This is a genomic window from Salipiger mucosus DSM 16094 (assembly GCF_000442255.1).
Classification (GTDB): Bacteria; Pseudomonadota; Alphaproteobacteria; order Rhodobacterales; family Rhodobacteraceae; genus Salipiger; species Salipiger mucosus.
This window is the reverse complement of record NZ_KE557275.1, coordinates 71232-96181: the sequence shown is the minus strand read 5'-3', so window position 1 is coordinate 96181 and position 24950 is coordinate 71232. Positions and strand designations below refer to the sequence as shown.

The 24950-nt window shown below is 68.2% G+C and carries 23 protein-coding genes, 1 tRNA gene and 1 pseudogene; 18 read left to right on the top strand and 7 right to left on the bottom strand.

The features are described 5' to 3' along the window. Positions 1-74 precede the first annotated feature (74 nt). Both SALMUC_RS09875 and hydA read left to right on the top strand, forming a co-directional pair. Positions 75-1325 (top strand): Zn-dependent hydrolase, encoded by a 1251-nt coding sequence (locus SALMUC_RS09875; protein WP_020041495.1) that lies wholly within the window; start codon positions 75-77, stop codon positions 1323-1325. 100 nt (positions 1326-1425) lie between these two features. Further along, positions 1426-2880 carry a dihydropyrimidinase gene (hydA, locus tag SALMUC_RS09870; protein WP_020041496.1) on the top strand — a complete coding sequence of 485 codons (1455 nt, stop codon included), beginning with the start codon at positions 1426-1428 and terminating at the stop codon, positions 2878-2880. 6 nt (positions 2881-2886) lie between these two features. Here hydA and SALMUC_RS09865 read toward each other — a convergent pair whose 3' ends face one another. Further along, positions 2887-3300 (bottom strand): cupin domain-containing protein, encoded by a 414-nt coding sequence (locus tag SALMUC_RS09865; protein ID WP_020041497.1) that lies wholly within the window; start codon positions 3298-3300, stop codon positions 2887-2889. Positions 3301-3326: 26 nt separating this feature from the next. On the opposite strand from SALMUC_RS09865, the gene SALMUC_RS09860 reads away from it, so the two are divergent. The 4 genes from SALMUC_RS09860 to SALMUC_RS09845 all read left to right on the top strand — a co-directional run bounded on the left by SALMUC_RS09860 (position 3327) and on the right by SALMUC_RS09845 (position 7155). Continuing rightward, positions 3327-4133 carry an ABC transporter ATP-binding protein gene (locus SALMUC_RS09860; RefSeq protein ID WP_020041498.1) on the top strand — a complete coding sequence of 269 codons (807 nt, stop codon included), beginning with the start codon at positions 3327-3329 and terminating at the stop codon, positions 4131-4133. A 264-nt stretch (positions 4134-4397) separates the two neighbouring features. After that, the gene (locus SALMUC_RS09855; RefSeq protein WP_020041499.1) at positions 4398-5258 is read left to right on the top strand and encodes an ABC transporter permease; all 861 of its coding nucleotides are present in this window, start codon (positions 4398-4400) and stop codon (positions 5256-5258) included. Continuing rightward, entirely contained in the window at positions 5258-6100 is an 843-nt protein-coding gene (locus SALMUC_RS09850) for an ABC transporter permease (RefSeq protein ID WP_020041500.1), read from the top strand. Before SALMUC_RS09855 ends, SALMUC_RS09850 begins: the two co-directional genes overlap by 1 nt. Before the next feature lie 62 nt (positions 6101-6162). Then, the gene (locus SALMUC_RS09845; RefSeq protein ID WP_020041501.1) at positions 6163-7155 is read left to right on the top strand and encodes an ABC transporter substrate-binding protein; all 993 of its coding nucleotides are present in this window, start codon (positions 6163-6165) and stop codon (positions 7153-7155) included. A gap of 183 nt (positions 7156-7338) precedes the next feature. Here the strand turns inward: SALMUC_RS09845 and SALMUC_RS09840 are convergent, their stop codons facing one another. After that, complete coding sequence (locus SALMUC_RS09840) at positions 7339-7716, bottom strand: hypothetical protein (RefSeq protein ID WP_020041502.1); 378 nt, start codon at positions 7714-7716, stop codon at positions 7339-7341. Positions 7717-7816: 100 nt separating this feature from the next. On the opposite strand from SALMUC_RS09840, the gene SALMUC_RS09835 reads away from it, so the two are divergent. Beyond that, on the top strand, positions 7817-8548 hold the full coding sequence (locus tag SALMUC_RS09835) for a Crp/Fnr family transcriptional regulator (protein ID WP_037371755.1): 732 nt from the start codon (positions 7817-7819) through the stop codon (positions 8546-8548). A gap of 15 nt (positions 8549-8563) precedes the next feature. On the opposite strand, the gene SALMUC_RS09830 is transcribed toward SALMUC_RS09835, so the two are convergent. Further along, the gene (locus tag SALMUC_RS09830) at positions 8564-9586 is read right to left on the bottom strand and encodes a LacI family DNA-binding transcriptional regulator (protein WP_021120168.1); all 1023 of its coding nucleotides are present in this window, start codon (positions 9584-9586) and stop codon (positions 8564-8566) included. Positions 9587-9764: 178 nt separating this feature from the next. Between SALMUC_RS09830 and SALMUC_RS09825 the strand changes: the two genes are divergently transcribed. Further along, positions 9765-9841, top strand: a tRNA-Arg gene (locus SALMUC_RS09825). Here SALMUC_RS09825 and SALMUC_RS09820 read toward each other — a convergent pair. After that, a complete protein-coding gene (locus SALMUC_RS09820; protein ID WP_020041505.1) occupies positions 9842-11086 on the bottom strand; it encodes a lytic murein transglycosylase in 1245 nt (414 codons plus the stop codon). A 160-nt stretch (positions 11087-11246) separates the two neighbouring features. Here SALMUC_RS09820 and SALMUC_RS09815 point away from each other — a divergent pair, with 160 nt between their 5' ends. From SALMUC_RS09815 to SALMUC_RS09805, 3 genes are read left to right on the top strand one after another with little or no spacing between them, the layout of a single operon-like run. After that, positions 11247-12056: a potassium channel family protein gene (locus SALMUC_RS09815; RefSeq protein ID WP_020041506.1), complete on the top strand. Its 810-nt coding sequence runs from the start codon at positions 11247-11249 to the stop codon at positions 12054-12056. Beyond that, positions 12053-12553, top strand: a complete 501-nt coding sequence (locus tag SALMUC_RS09810) for a GNAT family N-acetyltransferase (RefSeq protein ID WP_020041507.1) — start codon at positions 12053-12055, stop codon at positions 12551-12553. Before SALMUC_RS09815 ends, SALMUC_RS09810 begins: the two co-directional genes overlap by 4 nt. A 22-nt stretch (positions 12554-12575) precedes the next feature. Continuing rightward, positions 12576-13283, top strand: a complete 708-nt coding sequence (locus tag SALMUC_RS09805) for an NYN domain-containing protein (protein ID WP_020041508.1) — start codon at positions 12576-12578, stop codon at positions 13281-13283. Positions 13284-13286: 3 nt separating this feature from the next. Here the strand turns inward: SALMUC_RS09805 and SALMUC_RS09800 are convergent, their stop codons facing one another. After that, the gene (locus SALMUC_RS09800; RefSeq protein ID WP_020041509.1) at positions 13287-13904 is read right to left on the bottom strand and encodes a TetR/AcrR family transcriptional regulator; all 618 of its coding nucleotides are present in this window, start codon (positions 13902-13904) and stop codon (positions 13287-13289) included. Positions 13905-14046: 142 nt separating this feature from the next. Here SALMUC_RS09800 and mbfA point away from each other — a divergent pair, with 142 nt between their 5' ends. The 6 genes from mbfA (at position 14047) to SALMUC_RS09770 (ending at position 23671) form a co-directional block, all read left to right on the top strand. Further along, positions 14047-15021: an iron exporter MbfA gene (gene mbfA / locus SALMUC_RS09795; RefSeq protein ID WP_020041510.1), complete on the top strand. Its 975-nt coding sequence runs from the start codon at positions 14047-14049 to the stop codon at positions 15019-15021. 76 nt (positions 15022-15097) lie between these two features. Next, positions 15098-17905, top strand: coding sequence for a DNA polymerase I (gene polA, locus SALMUC_RS09790; protein WP_020041511.1), 2808 nt, complete (start codon positions 15098-15100; stop codon positions 17903-17905). A gap of 169 nt (positions 17906-18074) precedes the next feature. Continuing rightward, positions 18075-20900, top strand: a complete 2826-nt coding sequence (locus SALMUC_RS09785; RefSeq protein WP_020041512.1) for a molybdopterin-dependent oxidoreductase — start codon at positions 18075-18077, stop codon at positions 20898-20900. A 199-nt stretch (positions 20901-21099) separates the two neighbouring features. Further along, positions 21100-21849: a 4Fe-4S dicluster domain-containing protein gene (locus SALMUC_RS09780; RefSeq protein WP_020041513.1), complete on the top strand. Its 750-nt coding sequence runs from the start codon at positions 21100-21102 to the stop codon at positions 21847-21849. 1 nt (position 21850) lies between these two features. Next, positions 21851-22711: a dimethyl sulfoxide reductase anchor subunit family protein gene (locus tag SALMUC_RS09775; RefSeq protein ID WP_020041514.1), complete on the top strand. Its 861-nt coding sequence runs from the start codon at positions 21851-21853 to the stop codon at positions 22709-22711. After that, the gene (locus tag SALMUC_RS09770; protein ID WP_020041515.1) at positions 22712-23671 is read left to right on the top strand and encodes an ester cyclase; all 960 of its coding nucleotides are present in this window, start codon (positions 22712-22714) and stop codon (positions 23669-23671) included. Between the two features lie 33 nt (positions 23672-23704). Here the strand turns inward: SALMUC_RS09770 and SALMUC_RS09765 are convergent, their stop codons facing one another. Both SALMUC_RS09765 and SALMUC_RS09760 read right to left on the bottom strand, forming a co-directional pair. Continuing rightward, positions 23705-24325, bottom strand: a complete 621-nt coding sequence (locus SALMUC_RS09765) for a DUF1523 family protein (RefSeq protein WP_020041516.1) — start codon at positions 24323-24325, stop codon at positions 23705-23707. A 12-nt stretch (positions 24326-24337) separates the two neighbouring features. Further along, on the bottom strand, positions 24338-24604 hold the full coding sequence (locus SALMUC_RS09760) for a hypothetical protein (RefSeq protein ID WP_020041517.1): 267 nt from the start codon (positions 24602-24604) through the stop codon (positions 24338-24340). Positions 24605-24762: 158 nt separating this feature from the next. Here SALMUC_RS09760 and SALMUC_RS30400 point away from each other — a divergent pair. Continuing rightward, a pseudogene (locus tag SALMUC_RS30400) lies at positions 24763-24950 on the top strand (cyclase family protein); the annotation flags it as partial.

Here is a 24950-nt window from a genome sequence, read left to right as displayed (position 1 = left end):
CTTTACCAAATGGTAAAAAACCGGCGCAAGGCGCGATCGTCGCGCCGTACAAGCCGACAACAGGGGGCAAAGGGATGGCGGCACCGGGCGAGAATCTCCGGATCGACGGCGACCGGCTGTGGGACAGCCTGATGGAAATGGCAAAGATCGGTCCCGGCGTGGCCGGCGGCAACAACCGCCAGACGCTGACCGATGCCGATGCCGAGGGCCGCGCGCTCTTCCAGAGCTGGTGCGAGGCCGCGGGCTGCACCATGGGGCTCGACACCATGGGCAACATGTTCGCGCGGCGTGAGGGCACCGACCCGGACGCGCTGCCCGTCTACGTTGGCAGCCACCTCGACACCCAGCCCACCGGCGGCAAGTACGACGGCGTGCTCGGTGTGCTGGGCGCGCTGGAGGTCATCCGCTCGCTCAACGACATGGACATCCGCACCAAGCATCCCATCGTCGTCACCAACTGGACGAACGAGGAGGGCACCCGCTTTGCCCCGGCCATGCTGGCGTCGGGCGTCTTCGCGGGCGTCCATGCGCAGGACTGGGCCTACGACCGGGTCGATGCCGAGGGCAAGCGCTTCGAGGACGAGCTGAACCGCATCGGCTGGAAGGGCGAGGAAGAGGTCGGCGCGCGCAAGATGCACGCCTTCTTCGAGCTGCACATCGAGCAGGGCCCGATCCTCGAGGCCGAGGGCAAGGACATCGGCGTCGTCACCCATGGCCAGGGCCTGAGCTGGACGCAGGTCACGATCACGGGCAAGGAATCGCACACCGGCTCGACCCCGATGCCCATGCGTCGCAACGCCGGGCTCGGCATGGCGCGGGTGCTGGATCTCGTGGACGAGATCGCCGTCGCGCACGGACCCCACGCGGTTGGCGCCGCGGGCCATATCGAGGTCTTCCCCAATTCGCGCAACGTGATCCCCGGCAAGGCGGTCTTCACCGTCGATCTCCGCTCGCCCGACCTGGCGGTGATCGAGGAGATGGTGTCCCAGATGAAGGCCGGCGCGCAGAAGATCTGCGACGAGATGCAGCTGAGCGTCGAGTTCGAGAACGTCGGGGGCTTCGACCCGGTCGAGTTCGACGCAGGTTGCGTGACCGCGATCCGGAACGCGGCCGACCGGCTGGGCTACAGCCACACCAACATCATCTCGGGCGCGGGACACGACGCCTGCTGGATCAACCAGGTGGCGCCGACCGCGATGGTCATGTGCCCCTGCGTCGACGGCCTCTCGCACAACGAGGCCGAGGAGATTTCCAAGGACTGGGCCACGGCAGGCGCCGAGGTCCTGTTCCACGCGGTGCTCGAGACGGCGGAGATCGTCGAGTGAGTCCGGGGCTCCGCCCCGTCCGCGGCCTGCGCCGCGGACTCCCCGGGATATTTGCAGCCAGAAGATGCCGCCGCGCCGGGATCTGACAAGGGAGCGAGACATGACCAAAGTCATCAAGAACGGCACGATCGTCACGGCCGACCTGACCTACGAGGCGGACGTGCTGGTCGACGGCGGCAAGATCGTCGAGATCGGCAAGGACCTGACCGGCGACGAGGTGCTGGACGCCACGGGGTGCTACGTGATGCCGGGCGGGATCGACCCGCACGTGCACCTCGAGATGCCCTTCATGGGAACCTATTCCACCGACGATTTCGACACCGGCACCCGCGCGGCGCTGGCCGGCGGCACCACGATGGTGGTGGACTTCTGCCTGCCGCAGCCGGGGCAGGGCCTGCTGGACGCGATCCAGATGTGGGACAACAAGTCCACGCGCGCGCACTGCGATTTCTCCTTCCACATGGCGATCACCTGGTGGTCCGAGCAGGTCTTCAAGGAGATGGAGACCGTGGTGAAGGACCGCGGCATCAACACCTTCAAGCACTTCATGGCCTACAAGGGTGCGCTGATGGTGAACGACGACGAGCTCTACGCCAGCTTCCAGCGCTGCGCCGAGCTGGGCGCGATCCCGATGGTGCATGCCGAGAACGGCGACGTCGTGGCCGAGCTGCAGCAGAAGTTCATGGCCGAGGGCAACGACGGCCCCGAGGCGCATGCCTATTCCCGCCCCCCCGAGGTCGAGGGCGAGGCCACCAACCGCGCCATCATGATCGCCGACATGGCGGGCGTGCCGCTTTACGTCGTGCACACCTCCTGCGAGGAGAGCCACGAGGCGATCCGCCGCGCGCGGATGAACGGCAAGCGCGTCTGGGGCGAGCCGCTGGTGCAGCACCTGACGCTGGACGAGAGCGAATACGCCAATCCCGACTGGGACCACGCCGCGCGCCGCGTGATGTCGCCGCCCTTCCGCAACAAGAAGCACCAGGACAGCCTCTGGAACGGGCTTCAGGGCGGCTCGCTCTCGGTCGTGGCGACGGACCACTGCGCCTTCACCACCGAGCAGAAGCGCTACGGCGTCGGCGACTTCACCAAGATCCCGAACGGCACCGGCGGGGTCGAGGACCGTCTGCCGATGCTCTGGACCTACGGCGTGGGCACCGGCCGGCTGACGCCGCAGGAGTTCGTGGCTGTGACCTCGACCAACATCGCCAAGATCCTGAACGTCTACCCGAAGAAGGGCGCGATCCTCGTGGGTGCGGATGCCGACATCGTCGTGCTGGACCCGGAGAAGGAAAAGACCATCTCGGCCGAGACCCAAGCCTCGGCGATCGACTACAACGTCTTCGAGGGCAAGCATGTCAAGGGCCTGCCCCGCTACGTGCTGACCCGCGGCATGGTGGCCGTCACCGATGGCGAGATCACCTCGGAGCCCGGTCACGGCGAGTTCGTCAAGCGCGACCCGGCAGGCCCGGTGAACAAGGCGCTCTCCTCGTGGAAGGAGCTGACCGCGCCGCGCAAGGTCGAGCGCACCGGCATCCCGGCGAGCGGTGTGTGAATGCGCCTAGGACGGAACGCAGGCCTCGAGCTCGGGCAGGAGCACGACGCTCTCCTGCTCGTGCGGATCGGTGCGCGCGATGACGGCGACCGCTTCGGTGTCGCCGTCGTTGATCGGCAGGTGCGGCACGTCGGCGGGGATGTAGACCATGTCGCCGGCGACGGCCTCCATGAGGTTCTCGAGACGCGGCCCCCAGTGCATGATGGTGCGCCCCTCAATCACGTAGATCGCGGTTTCGTGGTTTTCGTGCATGTGGGCCTTCGCGCGGCCGCCGGGCGGAATGCGCAGGAGATGCATGCAGATCGCCTGCGCGCCGGTGCTCTCTCGCGCGATCCCCTCGAAATAGGTGAAGCCCTGCTTTCCGTCGTAGGTGCTTTCGGCCCGGATACGGCGGCATTGCCCGGTCGTTGCGGTGGTCATGGCTCGTCCCTCGCTGAGGTTGCGGCATGACCCAGCAGGCGGCCGCGGACAGTTCCCTGTCAAGCGTCATCTCGGCGCGGGACCTCGACCTCACCTTCCAGACGAACGACGGGCCGGTCCAGGCGCTCAGCTCCGTCAACCTCGAGGTCGGCAAGGGCGACTTCGTCTCCTTCATCGGCCCCTCCGGCTGCGGCAAGACCACCTTCCTGCGGGTCATGGCCGACCTCGAGCACCCCACGGGCGGCAGCGTCACGATCAACGGTGTCTCGCCCGAGAACGCGCGCAAGGCCCGCGCCTACGGCTATGTCTTCCAGGCGGCGGGGCTTTATCCCTGGCGCACCATCGGCGGCAACATCCGCCTGCCGCTCGAGATCATGGGCTATTCGAAGACCGAACAGTCCGAGCGCGTGGCGCGGGTGCTCGAGCTGGTCGAGCTGGCGGGGTTCGAGAAGAAATACCCTTGGCAGCTGTCGGGCGGCATGCAGCAGCGCGCCTCGATCGCACGGGCCCTGGCCTTCGATGCCGACATCCTGCTGATGGACGAGCCCTTCGGCGCGCTGGACGAGATCGTGCGCGACCACCTCAACGAGCAGCTCCTTGCGCTCTGGGCCCGAACACAGAAGACGATCTGTTTCGTCACGCACTCGATTCCCGAGGCGGTCTACCTCTCCACGCGGATCGTGGTGATGTCGCCGCGTCCCGGCCGGATCGCCGACGTGATCGAAAGTCCCTTGCCCCGCGAGCGTCCGCTCGACATCCGCGATACGCCCGAGTTCCTCGAGGTCGCGCACCGCGTCCGCGAGGGCCTGCGCGCGGGGCATGCCTATGATTGAGACAAGTCATGCCGCGATTTCCTGCGATACGGTGCGGAGGACCACGGGACCGCATTTCGCGCGCCCGCATCCCCCGCAGCCATCCCGCGCTTTGGGTAAGGACGCGGGCCCCTTCACCTTTCGCGGTCATCGGCTCGCCAGCCTGTACCGCACGACCATCGAAACCGAAGATCCTTTCATCTTTCTAAAAATACGCAAATCGACTCCTCGGCCGCGACCGGGGTTTGCGTATTTGGGGAAAGATGAAGGCATGGGGCGCGCGGCATGAGGTCTGTGCTTCCCGTCCTGACCGTCGTGGCGGTGATCCTGGGGCTCTGGTACGCGGCCTCGGTCTGGCTGAACGCGCAGTGGGCGCTGGACATGGCGGCGCGGCAGGATCGCGAGCTGGGCGGCATCGCGCTGGTGCTCGACACCTGGAGCCAGGACAAGCCCAAGCTGCCGGCGCCGCACCAGGTCGCGGCAGAACTCTGGAAGACCACCATCGGCCAGAACATCACCTCGAAGCGCAGCCTGGTCTATCACGGCTGGGTCACGCTGAGCGCCACGCTGGCGGGGTTCGGGCTGGGCACGGTGCTGGGGATCTCGCTCGCGGTGGGAATCGTCTACAACCGGGTGATGGACATGAGCGTCATGCCCTGGGTGATCGCCTCGCAGACCATTCCCATCCTCGCCATCGCGCCGATGATCATCGTGGTGCTCAACGCCATGGGCATCTCGGGGCTGCTGCCCAAGGCGATGATCTCGATGTACCTGTCGTTCTTCCCGGTGGTCGTGGGCATGGTCAAAGGGTTGCGCTCGCCCTCGCGCATGCAACTCGACCAGATGCGGACCTGGAGCGCGACGCGGCCGCAGGAGTTCCTGCGGCTGCGGCTGCCGGCCTCGATGCCCTACCTCTTCGCCTCGATGAAGATCGCCATGGCCGCGAGCCTTGTCGGGGCCATCGTGGGCGAGCTGCCCACCGGCGCCGTGGCGGGCCTCGGGGCGCGTCTGCTTGCAGGCAGCTACTACGGCCAGACCATCCAGATCTGGTCGGCGCTCTTCATGGCGGCGATCGTCGCGGCCGGCATGGTGGGGCTCATCGGGCTCATCCAGCGCGTGACGCTCAAGCGCATGGGGATGACGTGATGTGGATCGCACTCGGCATCCTCGCCTGGGTCGCCGGCTGGGCGCTGAACGTCTGGCTCGCGGGCCGCGCGCGCAGCCGCGCGACGGCGCTGGCCGTGCCGGTGGTTTTCGGCCTGACCATCGTGATCGTCTGGGAGGCCGTGGTGCGCGGCTTCGGCATCTCGCCGGTGCTGCTGCCCGCGCCCACGGCCATCGCCGCCGAGTTCGGGCAGAGCGCGGGGGTCCTCTGGGAGGACTTCGTGCAGACGGTGCTGAAGGGCGCGCTCTCGGGCTACGTCATCGGCTGTGGGGCCGCGCTGCTGACGGCGGTGGTCGTCGACCGGTTCGATTTCCTCCGCCGCGGCCTGCTGCCGGTGGGCAACTTCGTGGCCGCGCTGCCCATCGTCGGCACCGCGCCGATCCTCGTCATGTGGTTCGGCTTCGACTGGCAATCCAAGGCGGCGGTCGTGGTCGTCATGGTCTTCTTCCCGGTGCTGGTGAACGCGGTGGAGGGGCTGCGCGACACCAGTGTCATGCAGCGCGACCTGATGCGGACCTATGCCGCGGGCTACTGGACGACGCTGCTCAAGCTGCGGCTGCCGGCGGCCATGCCCTTCATCTTCAACGGGCTCAAGATCGCCAGCACCCTGGCGCTGATCGGGGCCATCGTCGCGGAATTTTTCGGCTCGCCGATCCGCGGAATGGGCTTTCGCATCTCGACCAGCGTGGGGCTTCTTGCGCTGGACCTGGTCTGGGCTGAAATCGTCGTCGCGGCGTTGGCGGGTTCGGCCTTCTACGGCGGGCTCGCGCTAATCGAGAAGGCGGTGACCTTCTGGCATCCCTCGCAGCGCGGGCAGGGATGACGGCACCGCAGAAAACAAGAACGACAACAAAGACAACCAACCGACGACAACATGGAGGTAACATGAAACAGACGATCAAGCTGGCCGCGGCGGCGGTGATGGGACTTGCCGCCGGTGCGGCGCAGGCCCAGGACGAGCTGACGCTGCAGCTCAAGTGGGTCACGCAGGCGCAGTTCGCCGGCTATTACGTGGCGCAGGACCAGGGCTTCTACGAGGAGGCCGGTCTCGACGTCACCATCAAGCCGGGCGGACCGGACATCGCGCCGGTGCAGGTGCTGCTGGGCGGCGGCGCCGACGTGATGGTCGACTGGATGCCCTCGGCGCTGGCCGCGCGCGAGAACGGTGCGCCTATCGTCAACATCGCCCAGCCCTTCAAGAGCTCGGGCCTGATGCTGACCTGCCTCAAGGAACACGGCATCGAGAGCCCCGAGGACTTCCCCGGCCACACCCTCGGCACCTGGTTCTTCGGCAACGAGCTGCCGCTCTACTCCTGGATGTCCAAGCTCGGCTACCCGACCGATGGCTCGGAAGGCGGCGTGACGATCCAGAAGATCAACTTCAACGTCGATCCGCTGCTGCAGAAGCAGGTCGAGTGTGCCACCACCATGACCTATAACGAGTACTGGCAGGTCATCGACGCGGGCCTCACGCCGGAGGACCTCGTGGTCTTCAAGTACGAGGACGAGGGCATCTCGACACTCGAGGACGGGCTCTACACCACCGAGGAGAACCTCGAGGATCCCGAGATGGTCGAGAAGCTGGTCCGGTTCGTCAGTGCCTCGATGCAGGGCTGGAAGTGGGCCGAGGAGAACCCCGACGAGGCGGCCATGATCGTGCTCGAGAACGACGCCACCGGCGCGCAGACCGAGACGCACCAGAAGCGGATGATGGGCGAGATCGCCAAGCTCACCGCCGGCTCGAACGGCGCGCTGGATCCGGCGGACTTCGAGCGTACGGTCGAAGTGCTGCTGGGCGCGGGCGCCGACCCGGTCATCACCGAAAGCCCGGGCGATGCCGCTTGGACGCACGAGATCACCGACGAAGCGCTCGACTGATCGCAAACGCGAAAAGGGGTGGCGCAAGCGCCACCCCGGGTCGTGCTGAAATCGATCTCGAAATGCTTCGGGGGGGACAGGCCGGAACTGACCGGCACCTTTGCACTCGTTACGGACTAGCCGATGCCTAGGCCTTTCCCGTGACAGCGATATGACATCGCCGATGGCCCGCGCACCCTGTGCTCAGCGGGCCATGGTGCGTTTCAGATGCGCCTCGAGATCCTGCGTCCGGAACGGGCGCACGAGCACGTCGAAACCGGCGGCGGCGTGCGATTCCTCGGCCGCGTCGCCGACCAGAAGCAGCCGGGCTCCGCGTTCGCGCAGCACCGCACCGACCTGAGACTGGTGGACTTCGTCCGGCGAGAGGTGCACGACTGCCATGTCGAGGTGGGGCAGGCCTTCGAGCTTGCCGGGCACGTCCTCGGGCTTGGATGTTGAAGTTATGATCGCGTCCGGGAAAAGTTCCGTCACCGTGCGTGTGACGTCCTCCACGACGAAGGCGTCCTTCACGAAAACGAAAACAACCGGTCGGCGCGCGACGGCGTCGTCATAGGGACACATGGATGTATTCTTGCCTTTCTTCCGATGTTGCGCGCACCATGGACCTCGGCGCCCCGATCTGCATTAAACTGTGACATATGGCATCAACACGGGGCGCAACATGAGCTCGATTTCCTGTCGTGACTGTCCGATCCGCAGTCTGGACGTCTTTCGCCGCTTCACCGGCGAAGAGCTCGACTTCATGCAGGACTTCAAGTCCGGCGAGCTGTCGGTCGAAGCGGGCACGCAGCTCCTCATCGAGGGATCGAAGTCGCCGCAGCTTTACACCGTGCTCAGCGGCATGGCGCTGCGCTACAAGCTGCTCGAGAACGGCCGGCGGCAGGTGATCAATTTCGTCTTTCCGGGCGATTTCGTGGGCCTGCAGTCCGGCCTGCTGGGCGAGATGCAGCACTCGGTGGAGGCGGCGACCGACATGGAGCTCTGCGTCTTCCGGCGCGAGGACCTGTGGTCGCTGTTCCGGGGCCAGCCGTCGCTGGCCTTCGACGTGACCTGGATGTCCGCGGCCGAAGAGCACTTCCTTGGCGAATCGCTCGTCACGCTCGGGCAGCGCGACGCGACGCAGCGCATCGCCTGGGCGGTGGTGAAGCTCTACCAGCGCATGCAGTCGGTCGGCCTCGAGGGCACGGGCGGCGTGCCCTTCCCCTTCCGCCAGCAGGATCTCGCGGACGCGCTGGGCCTGTCGCTGGTGCACACCAACAAGGTTCTGCAAAGCCTGCGGCGGCGCCAACTCGTGACCTGGACCAACGGGACGCTGCGGGTCAACGACCTGACCGAGTTGGCCAATATCGCGATGATCACGCCGGAGGCGCCGGTCGAGCGCCCGCTGATCTGACAGGGGCGCCCGCGGTCAGTGCCGCAAGGTGTCGCCGTAGGCGATCTTGGGCGTCAGCTCGATTACTGAATCGAAGCTGGCGTCCGGATCGTTGACGCGCGATGCGATGATCTCGGCCGCCTTGCGGCCGATCTCGGCGCGGCAGGCGTCCATCGTGGCCAGCCGGCGCGGCAGCCCCTCGAGCAGCTCGACTCCGTTGAACCCGGCGAGACCGATGTCGCCTGGGATGTCGCGGCCCTGTTCGAGCAGGTAGAGCAACCCGCCGGCCCCGATCATGTCGTTCGAGTAGTAGAGGAAATCCAGCTCGGGCTCGCGCTCGAGGATGGCCTGCGTCATCTCGCGGCCCTTCTTCAGCGCCGAGCCGCCCGAGTAGAATTCCTGTTCCATGACCTCGACGCCGCCCTTGGCCAGCGCCTCGGTGAAGCCCTCGAAGCGTTTCCGGGCGCGGTAGTCGAGCGGCATCTTGGTTCCGAGGAAGCCGATCTTCTGGTAGCCGGCGCGCAGGATGGCGCGCGCCATCTCGCGGCCCGCGCGGCGGTGCGAGATGCCGACCGCGCAGTCGATGGGCTTGCCGTCGGTGTCCATGATCTCGACCACGGGGATGCCGCTGGCGCGGAGCATGGCTTTGGAGGCCTCGGAATGCTCGATCCCGGCGATGATGACGCCCGAGGGCCGCCAGGAGAGCATCTCGTAGAGGACGCGCTCTTCCTTTTCGGGGGTGTAATCGGTCACGCCGACCACGGGCTGCAGCTCAGTATCCTCGAGCACGGCCGAAATGCCGGCCATGACCTCGGGAAAGACCATGTTCCGCATCGAGGGGATGATGACCGCGACGAGGTTCACCCGCTGGCTGGCAAGGGCGCCCGCGATCTTGTTGGGCACGTAACCCAGCGTCTTGGCCGCCTCGAGCACCCGGGCGCGCGTCGTTTCGGACACGTCGCCACGATTGCGCAGCACGCGGCTCACGGTCATTTCGGATACGCCGGAGGCTTCTGACACGTCACGAAGGGTCAGCGGGCGGGGATCGTCGTCAGCCACTTGCGGCCTCCTCCATGCTGCTCATGGGCCGATGTTAGCGGATTTGCCCACGGGCACAAGATGTTGGCGCAACCGCTTCGACATTCCCTTTGCGGGATGACAATTCCGGCGGCAATCGGTAATCAGGGCAGGCCGACGGCCGGGCCCGCCCCCGGACGGACCCGCCGCACCGGCCAGCGGCCCCGTGGCTCAACTGGATAGAGCAGCCCCCTCCTAAGGGGCAGGTTGCAGGTTCGAATCCTGCCGGGGTCGCCATCACCCGCGCAGCCGCGTCAGCAAACCGCGAGAGGGCTCGCCCGTGATCGGAAGGCCTGCGCGCGCCTGGTAGGCCTCGATCGCCGCCTCGGTGCGCGAGCCCAGCACGCCGTCGGGAGTGCCCGCGTCGAAGCCGGCAGAGGTGAGGCGCCGCTGCAACTCCTTGCGGTCCTCGATGGTCAGGCCGAAGCGGTCGGGCGGGAATGTCCCCCGCAGCGGGCCGCCGCCGAGCAGGCGGTCCGAGAGGTGGCCGACCCCGATGCCGTAGTTCTCGGAGTTGTTATAGCGCAGGATCACGCCGAAGTTGCGGAACACCAGGAAGGCCGGGCCGCCGCGCCCGGAGGGCATCAGCACCGACCCGGGCCCCGCGTCGGGCAGGGCGCCGCCACCCACCGGCGTCACGCCGAGCGCAGCCCACTGGCCGCTGCTGCGGGTCGTGCCGCGACCGGCCAGCCCGGCGGGGAAGTCGTCCGGCAGGCCCACCTCCAACCCCCAGGGCTGACCACGGCGCCAGCCGCTGCGCGAGAGGTAGTTCGCGGTCGAGGCCAGCCCGTCGGTCGGGTCCTCGGACCAGATGTCGCGCCTTCCGTCGCCGCGGAAGTCGACGGCGTATTCCTGGTAGGTCGTGGGAATGAACTGGGTGTGGCCCATGGCGCCGGCCCAGCTGCCGACAAGACGCGAGGGCGTGGTGTCGCCGCGTTCCAGCAGCCGCAGGGCCGACATGAGCTGCGCCTCGAAGAACGCGCCGCGCCGGCCGTCGAAAGCAAGGGTCGAGGTGGAGGAAATCACCGGGATGTTGCCGCGCCGGGCGCCGTAGTTGCTCTCCATGCCCCAGACGGCCGCGACGACCTCGGGCGGCACGCCGTAGCGGTCGACGATCTCGCGCAGCAGGCCCATCCGCGCGCGCAGCCGGTCGCGGCCGGTGGCGACCTTGGTCTCGGAGGCGGTGATGGCGAGGTAGTCCTCGAGCGTGCGGGTGAACTCGGTCTGGTTGCGGTCGCGTTCCACCACGCCGGGCAGGAAGCCCGCGCCGCGAAAGGCTCCGTCCAGCGTCGCGCCCGAGATCCCGCGCGCGCCCGCGCGCTCGCGGAAGCGCGCGACCCAGGCATCCCAGCCGGGGTTGGGCTGCGGCTGCAGTTCGGGGTCTGCGGCGGGCGCGCTCACGCCGGCCATGCGCGCGGTGCCGCCGCACCCTGCCACCAATGCCGTGGCGGCGGTCATCATCCATCTGCGTGTCACGGCCATTGTTCTGCCTTTCTGCTCGCTTTTGCGGCCAGTCTGTCCGCTTCGGGGCGCCACCTCAAGCGCCCTGTCAGCGTCGCGCGCCCCGGTCCGGCGTCGCGGCGGTCTTTCGCCCAATCGGCCCGGGGCGCCGCGGGACTTGCCGTCTTCGTCCCGAGAGTCCATGACCAAGGGACGGCGCCGGCGCGGGCGCGAGACGGGAAAGGACGCGGCGCTGGAACGGCTTCGGAATCTCTACGAGGGCAGCGACGAGCGGGCACACCGCTTCCGCACCGCGTTGCTGTTCTTCGACATCGCCACGGTGCTTTTCGTGATCGCCACCTCCTTCACCGACCACGGCCCCGTGGTCGAGACGATCGACGCGGTGGTCGGTGTCGTGCTCCTGGCGGACTTCGCGGCGCGGTTCGCCTGCGAGCGTCGGCGGCTGCGGTTCCTGGTCCGGCCGGTGACCATCGCCGACATGATCTCGATTGTCTCCTTCCTCGCGCCGCTGGCAGGCGAGGGGCTGGGCTTTCTGCGCGTGGTGCGCACGCTGCGGTTGCTGCACACCTACCAGCTGTTGCTGCGGCTGCGGCGCGACTACCGGTTCTTTCGCGAGAACGAGGAGGTCATCGTCGCGGCGCTGAACCTGATCGTCTTCATCTTCGTGATGACGGGGCTGGTCTATGCCACGCAGTATCGCACGAACCCGCAGATCGGAAACTACGCCGATGCGCTCTACTTCACCGTCACGGCGCTGACGACCACCGGTTTCGGGGACATCACCCTGACTGGCACGCTCGGCCGCACCATCGCGGTCGTGGTGATGATTTGCGGTGTCACGCTGTTCCTGCGGCTGGCACAGGTGCTGTTCCGCCCCACGAAGGTGCGCCAGCCCTGCGAGACCTGCGGCCTGCTTCTGCACGACGCCGACGCGGTGCACTGCAAGCACTGCGGTGCCGTCATACGAATCGAAACGGAGGGGCTCGAATGAGCACCGAAATCACCCTGCGCCCGGTCGCGGAAAGCGACCGGGACGCGCTTTGGCACATGCTCGAGCCGGTGTTCCGGGCGGGCGACACCTATGCCATCGACCCGGACATCCCGCGCGAGGCGGCGCTCGACTACTGGTGCGGGCCGGGCCGGGCCGTCTTCGTGGCCGAGGACGCGGAGCGGATCCTCGGCTCCTACTACATCGTGCGGAACCAGGGTGGGGGCGGCGGCCATGTCTGCAACTGCGGTTTCGTCACCGACCCGGCGGCGCGCGGCCGGGGTGTGGCGCGGCAGATGCTGGCCCACGCGCTGGAAGAGGCGCCGGCGCGCGGCTTCCGTGCCATGCAGTTCAACTTCGTCGTCTCGACCAACACGCGGGCCGTCGCGATCTGGGAGGGCGCCGGGTTCGAGACTGTCGGCCGCCTTCCGGGGGCTTTTCGTCACCCGCAAAAGGGTTACGTCGATGCTCTCGTGATGTACAAGCGCCTCGACACCTGACCCGAACCAGCGGAGCCCCCACGTGCCCGAAGAAACCCGCCTTCTCGCCGTCCTGATCGACGGCGACAACACCTCGCCCAAGTACGCGAAGGCCATCTTCGACGAGATCGCCAGCATCGGCGAGGCCAGCGTGCGGCGCGTCTACGGCGACTTTTCCAGCCAGCAGATGGCCGGCTGGGCCAAGGTCTTTGCCGAGTTCGGCATCGTGCCGCATCACCAGCCGGCCAACACCGTGGGCAAGAACGCCAGCGACATCGCGTTGGTGATCGACGCCATGGACCTGATGCACTCGGGTCGATTCGACGGCTTCATGCTGGTCAGCTCGGACAGCGACTTCACCCGTCTCGCGCAGCGCCTGCGCGAGCAGGGGCTCGATGTCTACGGGATGGGGATGCAGAAGACGCCGGACGCCTTCCGCAAGGCCTGCAAGCGGTTCATCTTCCTCGAGAACCTCGACGGTGCGCCCGGCAAGGCGCAGGGCGAGAAACCGGCCGAGCGGGGCCGCCTGGACGAGGCGCGTAACCTCATCTTCACGGCGATGGACGCGATCGAGCAGGAAGACGACTGGTACACGCTGGGCCAGCTCGGCCAGTTCATCACCGCGGCCAACCCCGATTTCGACACGCGCACCTACGGCAAGCGCAAGCTGTCGGACCTCGTTTCGGACCTCAAGGTCTTCGAGACCAAGCGCGGCCCGGGCAACCAGCTGCTGGTGCGCCGCCTCGACTGAGGGTCAGGCGCTGTAGCGGGCCAGAAAGGTCTCGACGGCGCCATCGACCACCCGCGCGATCTCGGCCTCTTCAAAGCTGTCGCGGATGCCGAAGACCGTACGGATCCAGAGATCGGCCTTGCAGAGCTCGGTGAACTGGTCGGCCGCGAGATCGAGGTCGTCGATGCACAGCTCGCCCCGGGCCATCGAGGCCTGCATGTAGCGGGTCACGGCGTCGCGCATCAGCATCGGCCCGCTCTGGTAGAAGCGGCGGCCGAGGTCGGGAAAGCGGTCGGCCTCGGCCACGCAGATGCGGAAGATGCGCTGGCCCGTCTCGCTCAGGATGAAGCTCAGGAAGGTCTGCGCGACCTGCGGCAGCACCACGCGCGGCGGCTGCGACTGGTCGATGGTGGTCAGCGCCTCGTCGGCCTGCCGCGCGCACTCCAGCGTGGCCATCTCCATGAACAGCAGGCGCTTGTCCGGGAAGTAGCTGTAGAGCGTGGCCTTGGAGACCCCGGCGGCACGGGCGATCTCGTCGACGCTTGCGCCTTCGAAGCCGTCGCGCATGAAGACCTCGCGCGCGCCTGCCACAACCTGATCGTACTTGCGCCCGCGGCGCACTTCGGCTGGCTCGGCCGTCATTCCGGATCTCCTTGATGTGGTAATTTAAACAGAACGGTTCAGTATCGACAAGGCGGGCCGCGCCATTTGCCGCAGCGCTTGCGAGGGGCTTGCGGATCCGGCGGGGACTTGTAGATTAGAATGGTTCTAAAGAGGGCCGGCCATGCAATTCTTCACCCAGCGACGCCATTTCCGCGATCTGAGCGAGCAGGAAGTGCTCGCGCTGGCGATCTCCTCGGAAGAGGACGACGCCCGCATCTACCGCAGCTACGCCGAGATGCTGCGTGCGGACTATCCCGACTCGGCCAGGGTCTTCGACGCCATGGCCGAGGAGGAGGACGGTCACCGGCAGGCGCTGATCGAGCTGCACCGCGCGCGGTTCGGCGAGGTGATCCCGCTGGTCCGGCGCGAGCATGTTGCCGGCTTCTACGCCCGCCGGCCGGTCTGGCTGGTCAAGAACCTGCCGCTGGAACGCATCCGCGAGCAGGCCGAGGGAATGGAAGCCGACGCCGAACGCTTCTACCTCGAGGCCGCGAAGCGCAGCACAGACGCGGCCACGCGCAAGCTGCTGGGCGACCTCGCCGCCGCCGAGGCCGGCCACCAGGACACCGCCGAGCATCTCGAGCGCGCGCATCTCGGCGAAGAAGCCCGCGCCGACGAGGACCGCCTCGCGCACCGAAAGTTCGTTCTGACCTGGGTGCAGCCCGGGCTGGCGGGGCTGATGGACGGCTCGGTCTCGACCCTGGCGCCGATCTTCGCCACCGCATTCGCCACGCAGGACACCTGGACGACCTTCCTCGTGGGCCTCGCGGCCTCGGTCGGCGCCGGGATCTCGATGGGCTTCACCGAGGCCGCCTCGGACGACGGCGAGCTTTCGGGCCGCGGCTCGCCGATGAAGCGCGGGATCGCCTCGGGCGTGATGACCACCGTGGGCGGGCTGGGCCACGCGCTGCCTTACCTGATCCCGCACTTCTGGACGGCCACGATCCTCGCCTGGATCATCGTCTTCATCGAGCTCTGGGCCATCGCCTGGATCCAGAACCGTTACATGGAGACGCCCTTCTTCCGCGCGACCCTGCAGGTCGTGCTGGGCGGGGCGCTCGTGCTGGCCGCCGGTGTGCTGATCGGCAGCGGCTGACGCCGCATCGCCTCTGGAAGCCCCGGCGCCGTCGTGGCATTGCTGGTCGCGCACGACGGCCAAGGGAGACGGCGCGATGACCCAGTTCGGCAAGGGATGCCACCTGCACCTGATCGACGGATCGGCCTTCATCTTCCGGGCCTTCCACGCGCTGCCGCCGCTCACGCGGAAGTCCGACGGCATGCCCGTGGGCGCTGTGCAGGGCTTCTGCGACATGCTGCGCCGCTACCTCGACCACGATCACGGCAACGACGCGCCCACGCATATCGCGGTGATCTTCGACAAGGGGTCGCACACCTTCCGCAACGACCTCTACGACCAGTACAAGGCCAACCGCGAGGAGATGCCCGAGGATCTGCGTCCGCAGATTCCCCTGACGCGCCGCGCGACCGAGGCCTTCAACATCGCCTGCAAGGAGATCGAGGGCTTCGAGGCCGATGACATCATCGCCACGCTCTCGTGCCAGGCGCGCGAGGCCGGCGGCCGCGTGACCATCGTGAGCTCGGACAAGGACCTGATGCAGCTCGTGGGCGACGGAGTCGAGATGTTCGACGCCATGAAGAACCGCCGCATCGACCGCGAGGGCGTCGAGGAGAAGTTCGGCGTGAGCCCCGACAAGGTGGTCGACGTGCAGGCGCTGGCCGGCGACTCGGTCGACAACGTGCCGGGCGCGCCGGGCATCGGCATCAAGACGGCGGCGCTGCTGATCAACGAGTGGGGCTCGCTCGAGGAACTCCTCGAGAACGCCGAGCAGATCAAGCAGCCCAAGCGCCGTCAGACCCTGATCGAGAAGCGCGAGCAGATCGAGCTGTCCAAGAGGCTGGTGCAGCTCGACTGCGAGACGCCGCTGGAGTTCACGCTCGACGATCTCGAGGTGCGCGACCCCGACCCCGAGACGCTGCTGGGCTTCCTGTCGGAGATGGAGTTCCGCTCGCTGTCCAAGCGCGTGGCCGAGACGTTGGGCCGCGAGGCGCCGGTCATTCCCGACACCACCCCCGAGGGCGCCAACCCGCCGGAGGACGACGCCCCCGATGCGCCGCCCATCGACCCCGAGGCCTATGAGCAGGTCTCGGACATGGCCGCGCTGGAGCGCTGGATCGAGAAGGCCCGCGACCGTGGGTGGGTCGCCGTCGACACCGAGACGACGGGGCTCAACGAAATGGCCTGCGGTCTCGTGGGCATCTCGCTTTGCATCGAGGCGGGCGAGGCCTGCTACATCCCGCTCGCCCACCGGGCGGCGGCGACCGACGATCTTTTCGGCTCCGACGACCTGGCCGAGGGGCAGATCGACATGGACAAGGCGCTGGAGGCGCTGAAGCCGCTCTTCGAGGACCCGGCCGTCATGAAGATCGGCCAGAACATGAAATACGACGCCAAGATCTTTGCCCGCTACGGCATCGAGATCGCGCCGATCGACGACACCATGCTGATGTCCTACGCCATGAACGCCGGCCTGCACGGGCACGGCATGGACACGCTGTCGGAACGCTACCTGTCGCACACGCCGATCCCGATCAAGTCGCTGCTGGGCTCGGGCAAGAGCCAGATCACCTTTGACCGCGTCCCGGTGGCCGATGCCGTGAAATACGCGGCCGAGGATGCCGACATCACCCTGCGGCTCTGGCAGCTCTTCAAGCCTCAGCTCCACCGCGCCCATGTCACCCGCGTCTACGAGGGGCTGGAACGGCCGCTGGTGCCGGTGCTGGCACAGATGGAGATGGCCGGCATCAAGGTCGACCGCGACGTGCTCTCGCGCATGTCGGGCGCCTTCAACCAGAAGATGGCCCAGCTCGAGGAGGAGATCCACGAACTCGCGGGCGAAAGCTTCAACGTCGGCAGCCCCAAGCAGCTGGGCGAGATCCTCTTCGACAAGATGGGGCTTGAGGGCGGCAAGAAGGGCAAGACCGGCGCCTATGCCACCGGCGCCGACGTGCTCGAGGATCTCGCGACCGAGCACGACCTGCCCGCCCGCGTGCTGGACTGGCGGCAGATCAGCAAGCTGAAGTCGACCTACACCGACGCCCTGCAGGAGCACATCAACAAGGAGACGGGCCGCGTCCACACCTCCTACCTGATCGCCGGGGCCAACACCGGGCGGCTCGCCTCGACCGATCCGAACCTGCAGAACATCCCGGTGCGCAGCGAGGAGGGCCGCCGCATCCGCGAGGCCTTTGTCGCGCCCGAGGGCAAGACTCTGGTCTCGCTCGACTACTCCCAGATCGAGCTGCGCATCCTTGCGCACATGGCCGAGATCGACGCGCTGAAGCAGGCCTTCCGCGACGGGCAGGACATCCACGCGATGACCGCGTCCGAGATGTTCAACGTGCCCATGGACGAGATGACGCCCGAGGTGCGGCGACAGGCCAAGGCCATCAACTTCGGCGTGATCTACGGCATCTCGGGCTTCGGCCTTGCCCGAAACCTGCGCATCCCGCGCAGCGAGGCGCAGGGCTTCATCGACCGCTACTTCGAGCGTTTCCCCGGCATCAAGGCCTACATGGACGAAACCACGGCCTTCGCGAAGGAGCACAAGCGGGTCGAAACGCTCTTCGGCCGGGTGATCCACACGCCCGAGATCGCCGCCAAGGGCCCGCGCGCGGGCTTTGCCAAGCGCGCGGCGATCAACGCGCCGATCCAGGGCACCGCCGCCGACATCATCCGCCGCGCCATGATCCGCATGCCGGAGGCGATCGAGAGCCTGCCCGCGACCATGCTGCTGCAGGTCCACGACGAACTGCTTTTCGAGGTCGAGGCCGGTGCCGAGGACTCGCTGATCGATGCCGCGCGCAAGGTCATGGAGGCCGCGGCCGAGCCGGTGGTCAAGCTCGACGTGCCGCTGGTGGTCGACGCGGGGCAGGGCGCGAACTGGGCTGCGGCGCACTAGGGCCTCTCGTGCCATTGCCGGCGCCCGGATCGATCCCGCCCACATGGCCCGGAAAACCACCTGACGTGTCGAGGGATTTCCGCTCATCCCCCGGATCGCGCAGGGGAATTTGCTGGCCTCGCCGTCCGCGCTGCCCTAGCGTTCGGGACGAAGGAGGGATCGTTCCCGCATGACGGACCAGCCCCGGATCGACACCGCGCCCAGGGTCTCGGACGAGATCCGCAAGACCACCTGCTACATGTGTGCCTGCCGCTGCGGCGTCGACGTGCACCTGAAGGGCGGCAAGGTCTCCTACATCGAGGGCAATCGCGATCACCCGGTGAACCGGGGCGTGCTCTGCGCCAAGGGCTCGGCCGGGATCATGCAGCACAATTCGCCCGCGCGTCTGCGCAAGCCGCTGCGCCGCACGGGGCCGCGCGGTTCGGGCGAGTTCGAGGAGATCAGCTGGGACGAGGCACTGAAGACCGCGGCCGACTGGCTCTCGCCGCTGCGGCACGAGGCGCCCGAGAAACTGGCCTTCTTCACCGGCCGCGACCAGTCGCAGAGCTTCACCGGCTGGTGGGCGCAGATGTTCGGCACGCCCAACTATGCCGCGCACGGCGGCTTCTGTTCGGTCAACATGGCGACCGCGGGGATCTACACGCTGGGCGGCTCGTTCTGGGAGTTCGGATCGCCGGACTGGGAGAACGCGCGGCTCATGCTGCTCTTCGGCGTGGCCGAGGACCACGACTCCAACCCGATGAAGATGGGCCTTGCCCGGCTCAAGGAGCGCGGCGCCAAGGTCATCGGCGTGAACCCGGTGCGCTCGGGCTACAACGCCATCGCGGACGAATGGGTGGGCATCACGCCGGGCACCGACGGGCTGTTCATCCTGTCGCTGGTGCACGAGCTGCTGCGCGCCGGGCGAATCGACCTCGACTACCTCGCGCGTTACACCAATGCCCCGGTGCTGCTGGACTGCGATCCGAAGTCCGACACCCACGGCCTTTTCCTGCGCGACGAGGACGGCAAGCCGCTCGTGGTCGATCGCGCGACCGGACGGACCGCGCCCTGGGACGGGCAGGGCGTGCAGCCCAAGCTCACCGGCCACATCCGGCGCGCGGGCGTGACCCACCATTCGGTCATGCACGAGATCGCCGAGCGCTACCTCGACCCGAAATACGCCCCCGAAAAGGTGGCCGGCCGCTGCGGCGTGGCGCCAGACCGCATCCGCCGCATCGCCGCCGAGCTGGCCCGCGCGGCCTTTGACGAGGCGGTGGACCTGCCCCGCCCCTGGACCGACTTCCGGGGCGAGCGTCACGAGAGCATGCCCGGCCGTCCCGTCGCCATGCACGCCATGCGCGGCATCTCGGCCCATGCCAACGGCTTCCAGACCTGCCGCGCGCTGCATGTGCTGCAGGTGCTTCTGGGCGCGGTCGAGACCCCGGGCAGCTTCCGCTTCAAGCCGCCCTATCCCAAGCCCGCAGACGCGCACCCGCGCCCCCATGCCGTGGCATGCCCCGACGCGCCGCTGCCGGGGCCGCACCTGGGCTTTCCGCAGGGCCCCGAGGATCTCGCGCTGGACGCGGACGGCACCCCGCAGCGCATCGACAAGGCCTTCACCTGGGAGAACCCGCTCTCGGCGCACGGGCTGATGCACATGGTGATCTCGAACGCCGCCGCGGGCGATCCCTACCGGATCGACACGTTGTTCCTCTACATGGCGAACATGGCGTGGAACTCCTCGATGAACACGCGCGGCACCATCGAGATGCTGACCCGCCAGGACGAGGACGGCGACTATGTCATCCCTCGCATCATCTGCTCGGACGCCTACTCGTCCGAGACGGTGGCCTATGCCGATCTCGTGCTGCCCGACACGACCTACCTCGAGCGGCACGATTGCATCTCTCTGCTGGACCGGCCGATCAGCGAACCCGATGCCGCCGCCGACGCGATCCGCTGGCCGGTGGTGGAGCCCGACCGCGACGTGCGGCCCTTCCAGTCGGTGCTGCTGGACCTCGGCGCCCGGCTGGGCCTGCCCGGCATGGTCGAGGAGGACGGCTCGCCCACATATGCCGACTACGCCGACTACATCGTCAACCACGAGCGCAAGCCGGGCGTCGGCCCGCTGGCGGGCTGGCGCATGGGCGAGGCCGGGCTGACCCACGGCCGGGGCGAGCCCAACGCGGCGCAGCTCGACAGCTACATCGCGCAGGGCGGCTATTTCACCGCGCATGTCCCCGAGGAGGCGGCCTACTACAAGCCCTGGAACATGGCCTACCAGGACTGGGCGGTCGAGATGGGCCTTGCCGAAGCGCCGCAGCCCTACCTGATCCAGCTCTGGTCCGAGCCGCTGCGCCGCTTCCAGCTCGCCGCCGAGGGCAAGGGCGAACGGCAACCGCCCGAGCATCTGCGCGGCCGGATCGCCGCCACCTTCGATGCGCTTCCAGACTGGTACGCGCCGCTGTCGGACGCCCACGAGGACCCGGCCGAGTTCCCGATCCATGCCATCACCCAGCGGCCCATGGCGATGTATCACTCCTGGGGCTCGCAGAACGCCTGGCTGCGGCAGATCCACGGGGTGAACCCGCTCTATCTGCCGACCTGGTGGTGGGAGAAGCTGGACCTTTCCGAGGGCGACTGGGTGCGGGTGATCTCGTCGCACGGCGAGATCACGGTGCCGGTCGCGCACATGGCGGCGCTGAACGCCGACACGGTCTGGACCTGGAATGCCATCGGCAAGCGCAAGGGCGCCTGGGCGCTGGACGAGAAGGCGCCCGAGGCGACCAAGGGCTTCCTGCTCAACCACCTGATCCACGAGTTGCTGCCCGAGCGCGGCGACGGCCACCGCTGGTCCAATTCCGACCCGATCACCGGGCAGGCGGCCTGGTTCGACCTGCGCGTGCGGCTCGAGAAATCCGCCGTCCCCGACGAGGCGCAGCCCGTCTTCGGCGCGCTGAAATCGCCCGTGGGCAAGGGGCCCGGAGCGCTGCGCTGGAGGGTGGGCGAATGAGCCGGTATTCGCAGCCAATTCGGGACGTTGGCGGCACGGCGCGGCACGTCTTCATGCGCGGCCCGGCGGCGCTGCCGCGCCCTGCTTCCGGGTCGGCAAGACGACTGCTGCAATCTCAGGCTTGGCGGCATCCGACCTTGCTTCCGAGCGAGGAACCGCGACAGCAGGCCAAGGCTCATGAAGAGCCACGGTGTTTTCCATGACCGCGCTACCCGATCATACCGACCGCAAGCTCGGCCTGGTCATCGACCTCGACACCTGCGTCGGCTGTCACGCCTGCGTCGTTTCCTGCAAGGGCTGGAACACGCAGAGCCAGGACAGCCCGCTCTCCGACCAGGACCCCTACGGCGCCGACCCGACCGGCACCTTCCTCAACCGCGTGCACAGCTTCGAGGTCACGCCCGAGCAGGGCCCGCCGCAGCTTGTGCACTTCCCGCGCTCCTGCCTGCACTGCGAGGACGCGCCCTGCGTCGCCGTCTGCCCCACCGGCGCCAGCTACAAGCGGACCGAGGACGGCATCGTGCTCGTCAACGAGTCCGATTGCATCGGCTGCGGCCTCTGTGCCTGGGCCTGCCCCTACGGCGCGCGCGAGATGGACGCGGCCGAGGGCGTGATGAAGAAATGCACGCTCTGCGTCGACCGCATCTACAACGACAACCTCCCCGAGGAGGATCGCACTCCCGCCTGCGTGCGCACCTGTCCCTCGAACGCGCGCCACTTCGGCGACCTCGGCGATCCCGAAAGCGAAGTTTCGCAGCTCGTGGCCGAACGCGGCGGCATGGACCTGATGCCCGAGCAGGGGACGAAGCCGGTCAACAAATATCTCCCCCCACGCCCACGCGACGCCTGGGAAGGAGAGACCGACGTGCTCGCGCCCTACCTCGAGCCCGTGGCCGAGGAGCCGCGCGGCCTGCTGGGCTGGATCGACCGCACGCTGGGGAAGCTCTGAGATGCACGCGGCCCCTTCGCTCGTCTTCTTCACGACCCTGTCGGGGTTGGGGCTGGGGCTGCTGACGTGGCTGGGCATCGACCCGACGCCGCCCACCGGCTGGGTGGCGCTGGTCTTCTTCGCGCTGGGCCACGGGCTGACGCTGGCGGGGCTGGGCGCCTCGGCCCTGCACCTGCGGCGGCCCGAGCGGGCGCTCAAGGCCTTCACCCAGTGGCGCACGAGCTGGCTCTCGCGCGAGGCCTGGGCCTCGGCCGCCGCGCTGGGCGTCATGGGGCTGCATGGCCTGCTGCTGATGCTGGGCGTTGTCGTGCTGCCGCTGGGCTGGCTGGGCGCCGCGCTGGCGCTGGTGACGGTCGGCACGACCTCGATGATCTACGCGCAGCTGCGCACCGTGCCGCGCTGGCACCACTGGACCACGCCCGCGCTCTTCCTGTGGCTTTCGCTCACCGGCGGTGCGCTGCTGGCAGGCCGCGCGGGTGTCGCGCTGGGCATGCTGCCCCTGGCCGGCGCGCTGCAGCTCTACACCTGGTGGGATGGCGATGGCCGCTTCGCCCGCGCGGGCACGAGCCTCGAAACCGCCACGGGGCTCGAGAACGCCTCTCGCCCGCTCTTTCCGCCGCACACGGGCAGCAACTACGTCATGCGGGAGATGGCCGGGACCGTGGCCCGCCGCCATGTCACCAAGCTTCGGGCCATCGCGTTGTTTCTCATGGCGATCCTGCCGGTCGCGCTGCCATTGCCCCTGCCGCATGTCCTGGGCGTGCTGGCCCTTGTCTCGCATGTCGCGGGCGTGCTTGTCTCGCGCTGGTTGTTCTTTGCCGAGGCCGAGCATGTCGTGAGCCTCTACTACGGGAGACGCTGAGTGTCCTTTCTCGCCGGGTTTGCCCCCGACTGGCACGATGCCGCGGCCTATCTCGACGCGCTTCGCCGCGATCTGGGCGAGGCACGGCGGCTGGACCGGGTGCCCGAGTATCTGGCCGGCGACGTGGTCTCGCACGGCGGCGGCGGACTGGCGATGTCGGGCCCCGCCGAGGTGGCCGCCGATCTCGCGGCGCGGCGGGCGGCCTTTCCCGATCTCTCGATGCTGCCCGAGGAAACGCTCTGGACCGCCACCGCGCAGAACGCGCTCGTTGCGGCGCAGCGCTTCCAGATGGCGGGCCGGCACGACGGGCCGGGCCTCTACGGGGCGCCCACGGGCCGCGCGGTGGGCTGCATCGTCATGACCGAGCGCTGGTGCGTCGCCGGAAAGCTGCGCGAGGAATGGATCCTGCGCGACGAGGCGGCGCTGTTGCGCCAGATCGGCATGGACGAGGAAGAGGGCGCCCGTTGGCGTCTCGCCACGGCGCCTGCGCCGGGGGGCGACCTGCCCGCGCCGGGCTACGCCGGGACGGGCAACGACGATGCCTGGGGCCACACGCTGGGCGACCTGCTGCACCGCGTCATGTGCGGCGAGACCGACGTGATCGAGCGCCACTACGACCCGGCGGCCGAGCTTTTCCTGCCCGGCGGCGACACCGGCTGCGGACCGGGCGAGGCGCAGGCCTTCTGGATCGGATTGCGCGCGGCCTTCCCCTCGGCCGAGTTCCGGGTCGAGCACCTGCTGGGGGCCGAGGAAGCGCTCGGCCCGCCGCGCGCCACCATGCGCTGGCGCCTGACGGGCCGTCACGACGGTCACGGCGCGCTGGGGCGCCCGACCGGGGCCATGGTGGACATCCTCGGGATGACGCAGGCGGAGTTCGGCCCCGACGGGCTGCGCCGCGAGTGGACGCTCTACGACCGCCCCGGCGTGCTGGCGCAGATCCTGGGCCAGACCGGCGCCTGAGCGGGCCTCAGGCACGGCCGACCAGAAGGGCGCTCAGACCTTCTTGCGCCCGAAGAGCCCGCGCACCCGGTCGCCGGCGTCGGCCAGCCCGTCGTTCATGTCTTCCATCACAGGGTCGATGCGGCGCTGTCGGAACCGGCGCCAGCGGACCCAGATCGCCCAGACCACGGCGGCCAGCGCCACGAGGATCACGATGTTGAGCCAGGGCACGATGGTCACGTCCGGTCCCGCCACAGGGCGGATGCTGACGGCGTTGGGATAGATCGACAGGAACTCGTTCCGCCAGCCGTAGTGACGGATCACCACCCACTGCGGATCGGCCGCGGTCGAGCGCATGTCGGCGGCCTCGGCCTGCAGGTTCGCGGTGTCGAACTTGAAGTAGGGCGGCCAGCCCCAGCCGGTGTCCTCGTTGCGGTAGACCATCACCCCGTCCGAGGCGAGCCGCGTCTGGATGAAGAACACGTCGCGGTTGGTCGCCAGCGTGCTGTCGCCCGAGGCGGCCTGCGACCAGAACCAGCTGTTTTCGCCCGGGTCGATGCGCTTCTCGTAGGTGTCCGTGATCCGCGCCACGTCGTGCTGCGGCAGCGTGTAGTGCAGGAACCCCGCCACAAGCAGCCAGAACAGCGCGATGACGGCCCATTTGAAGTATCTCATCTCGGCGGACTCCTAGTGGAAATTCGTCAGATAGACGATCAATGCCACAACGCAAGCAGGAACGATATAGACACCCAGAATCAGTTTGCGCCGGAGCGAGCGATCGTAGGCCCGCAGGCCCCGCGCGACGTAGTCCGCGCGCGTGCCGGGGCCACCGCGGGCATCCCACCGCGCCTGCAGCTTGCGCCGCCGCACCGACCGCGACCAGGCCGAGAGCGCCAGGTAGATCACCGTCAGAACGGCGAATCCGATCAGCAGGAAACGCGCCAGGGCATACATCGTGATATCCGTCCGGGTCGGGCGGGCGCGCCGCCCCTTTGCTTGGCAGCTGACCGCCTGACGGCGGCGAAATCAAGCGCCCGTCACGGAAATTCCGTCGCGTGGTGGCCGGGACGCGCTAGGCTGGCGGCGTCATACGACCAACAGGGAGACCGAAGATGTGTGATGTCTGCGTGATGAACAAGGTTAAGGACAGAATGCTGTCGCGGCGCGGGTTCTTCCGCGCCTCGGCCGGGGCGGGCGCCGCGGCGGCGCTGGGGGCCGCGGCCGGGCCCGCGATGGCGGCCTCGCACGGCGGGGGCGGCACCGGCGGCGTGGCCGACCTGACCCACACCCTGCACCCCGG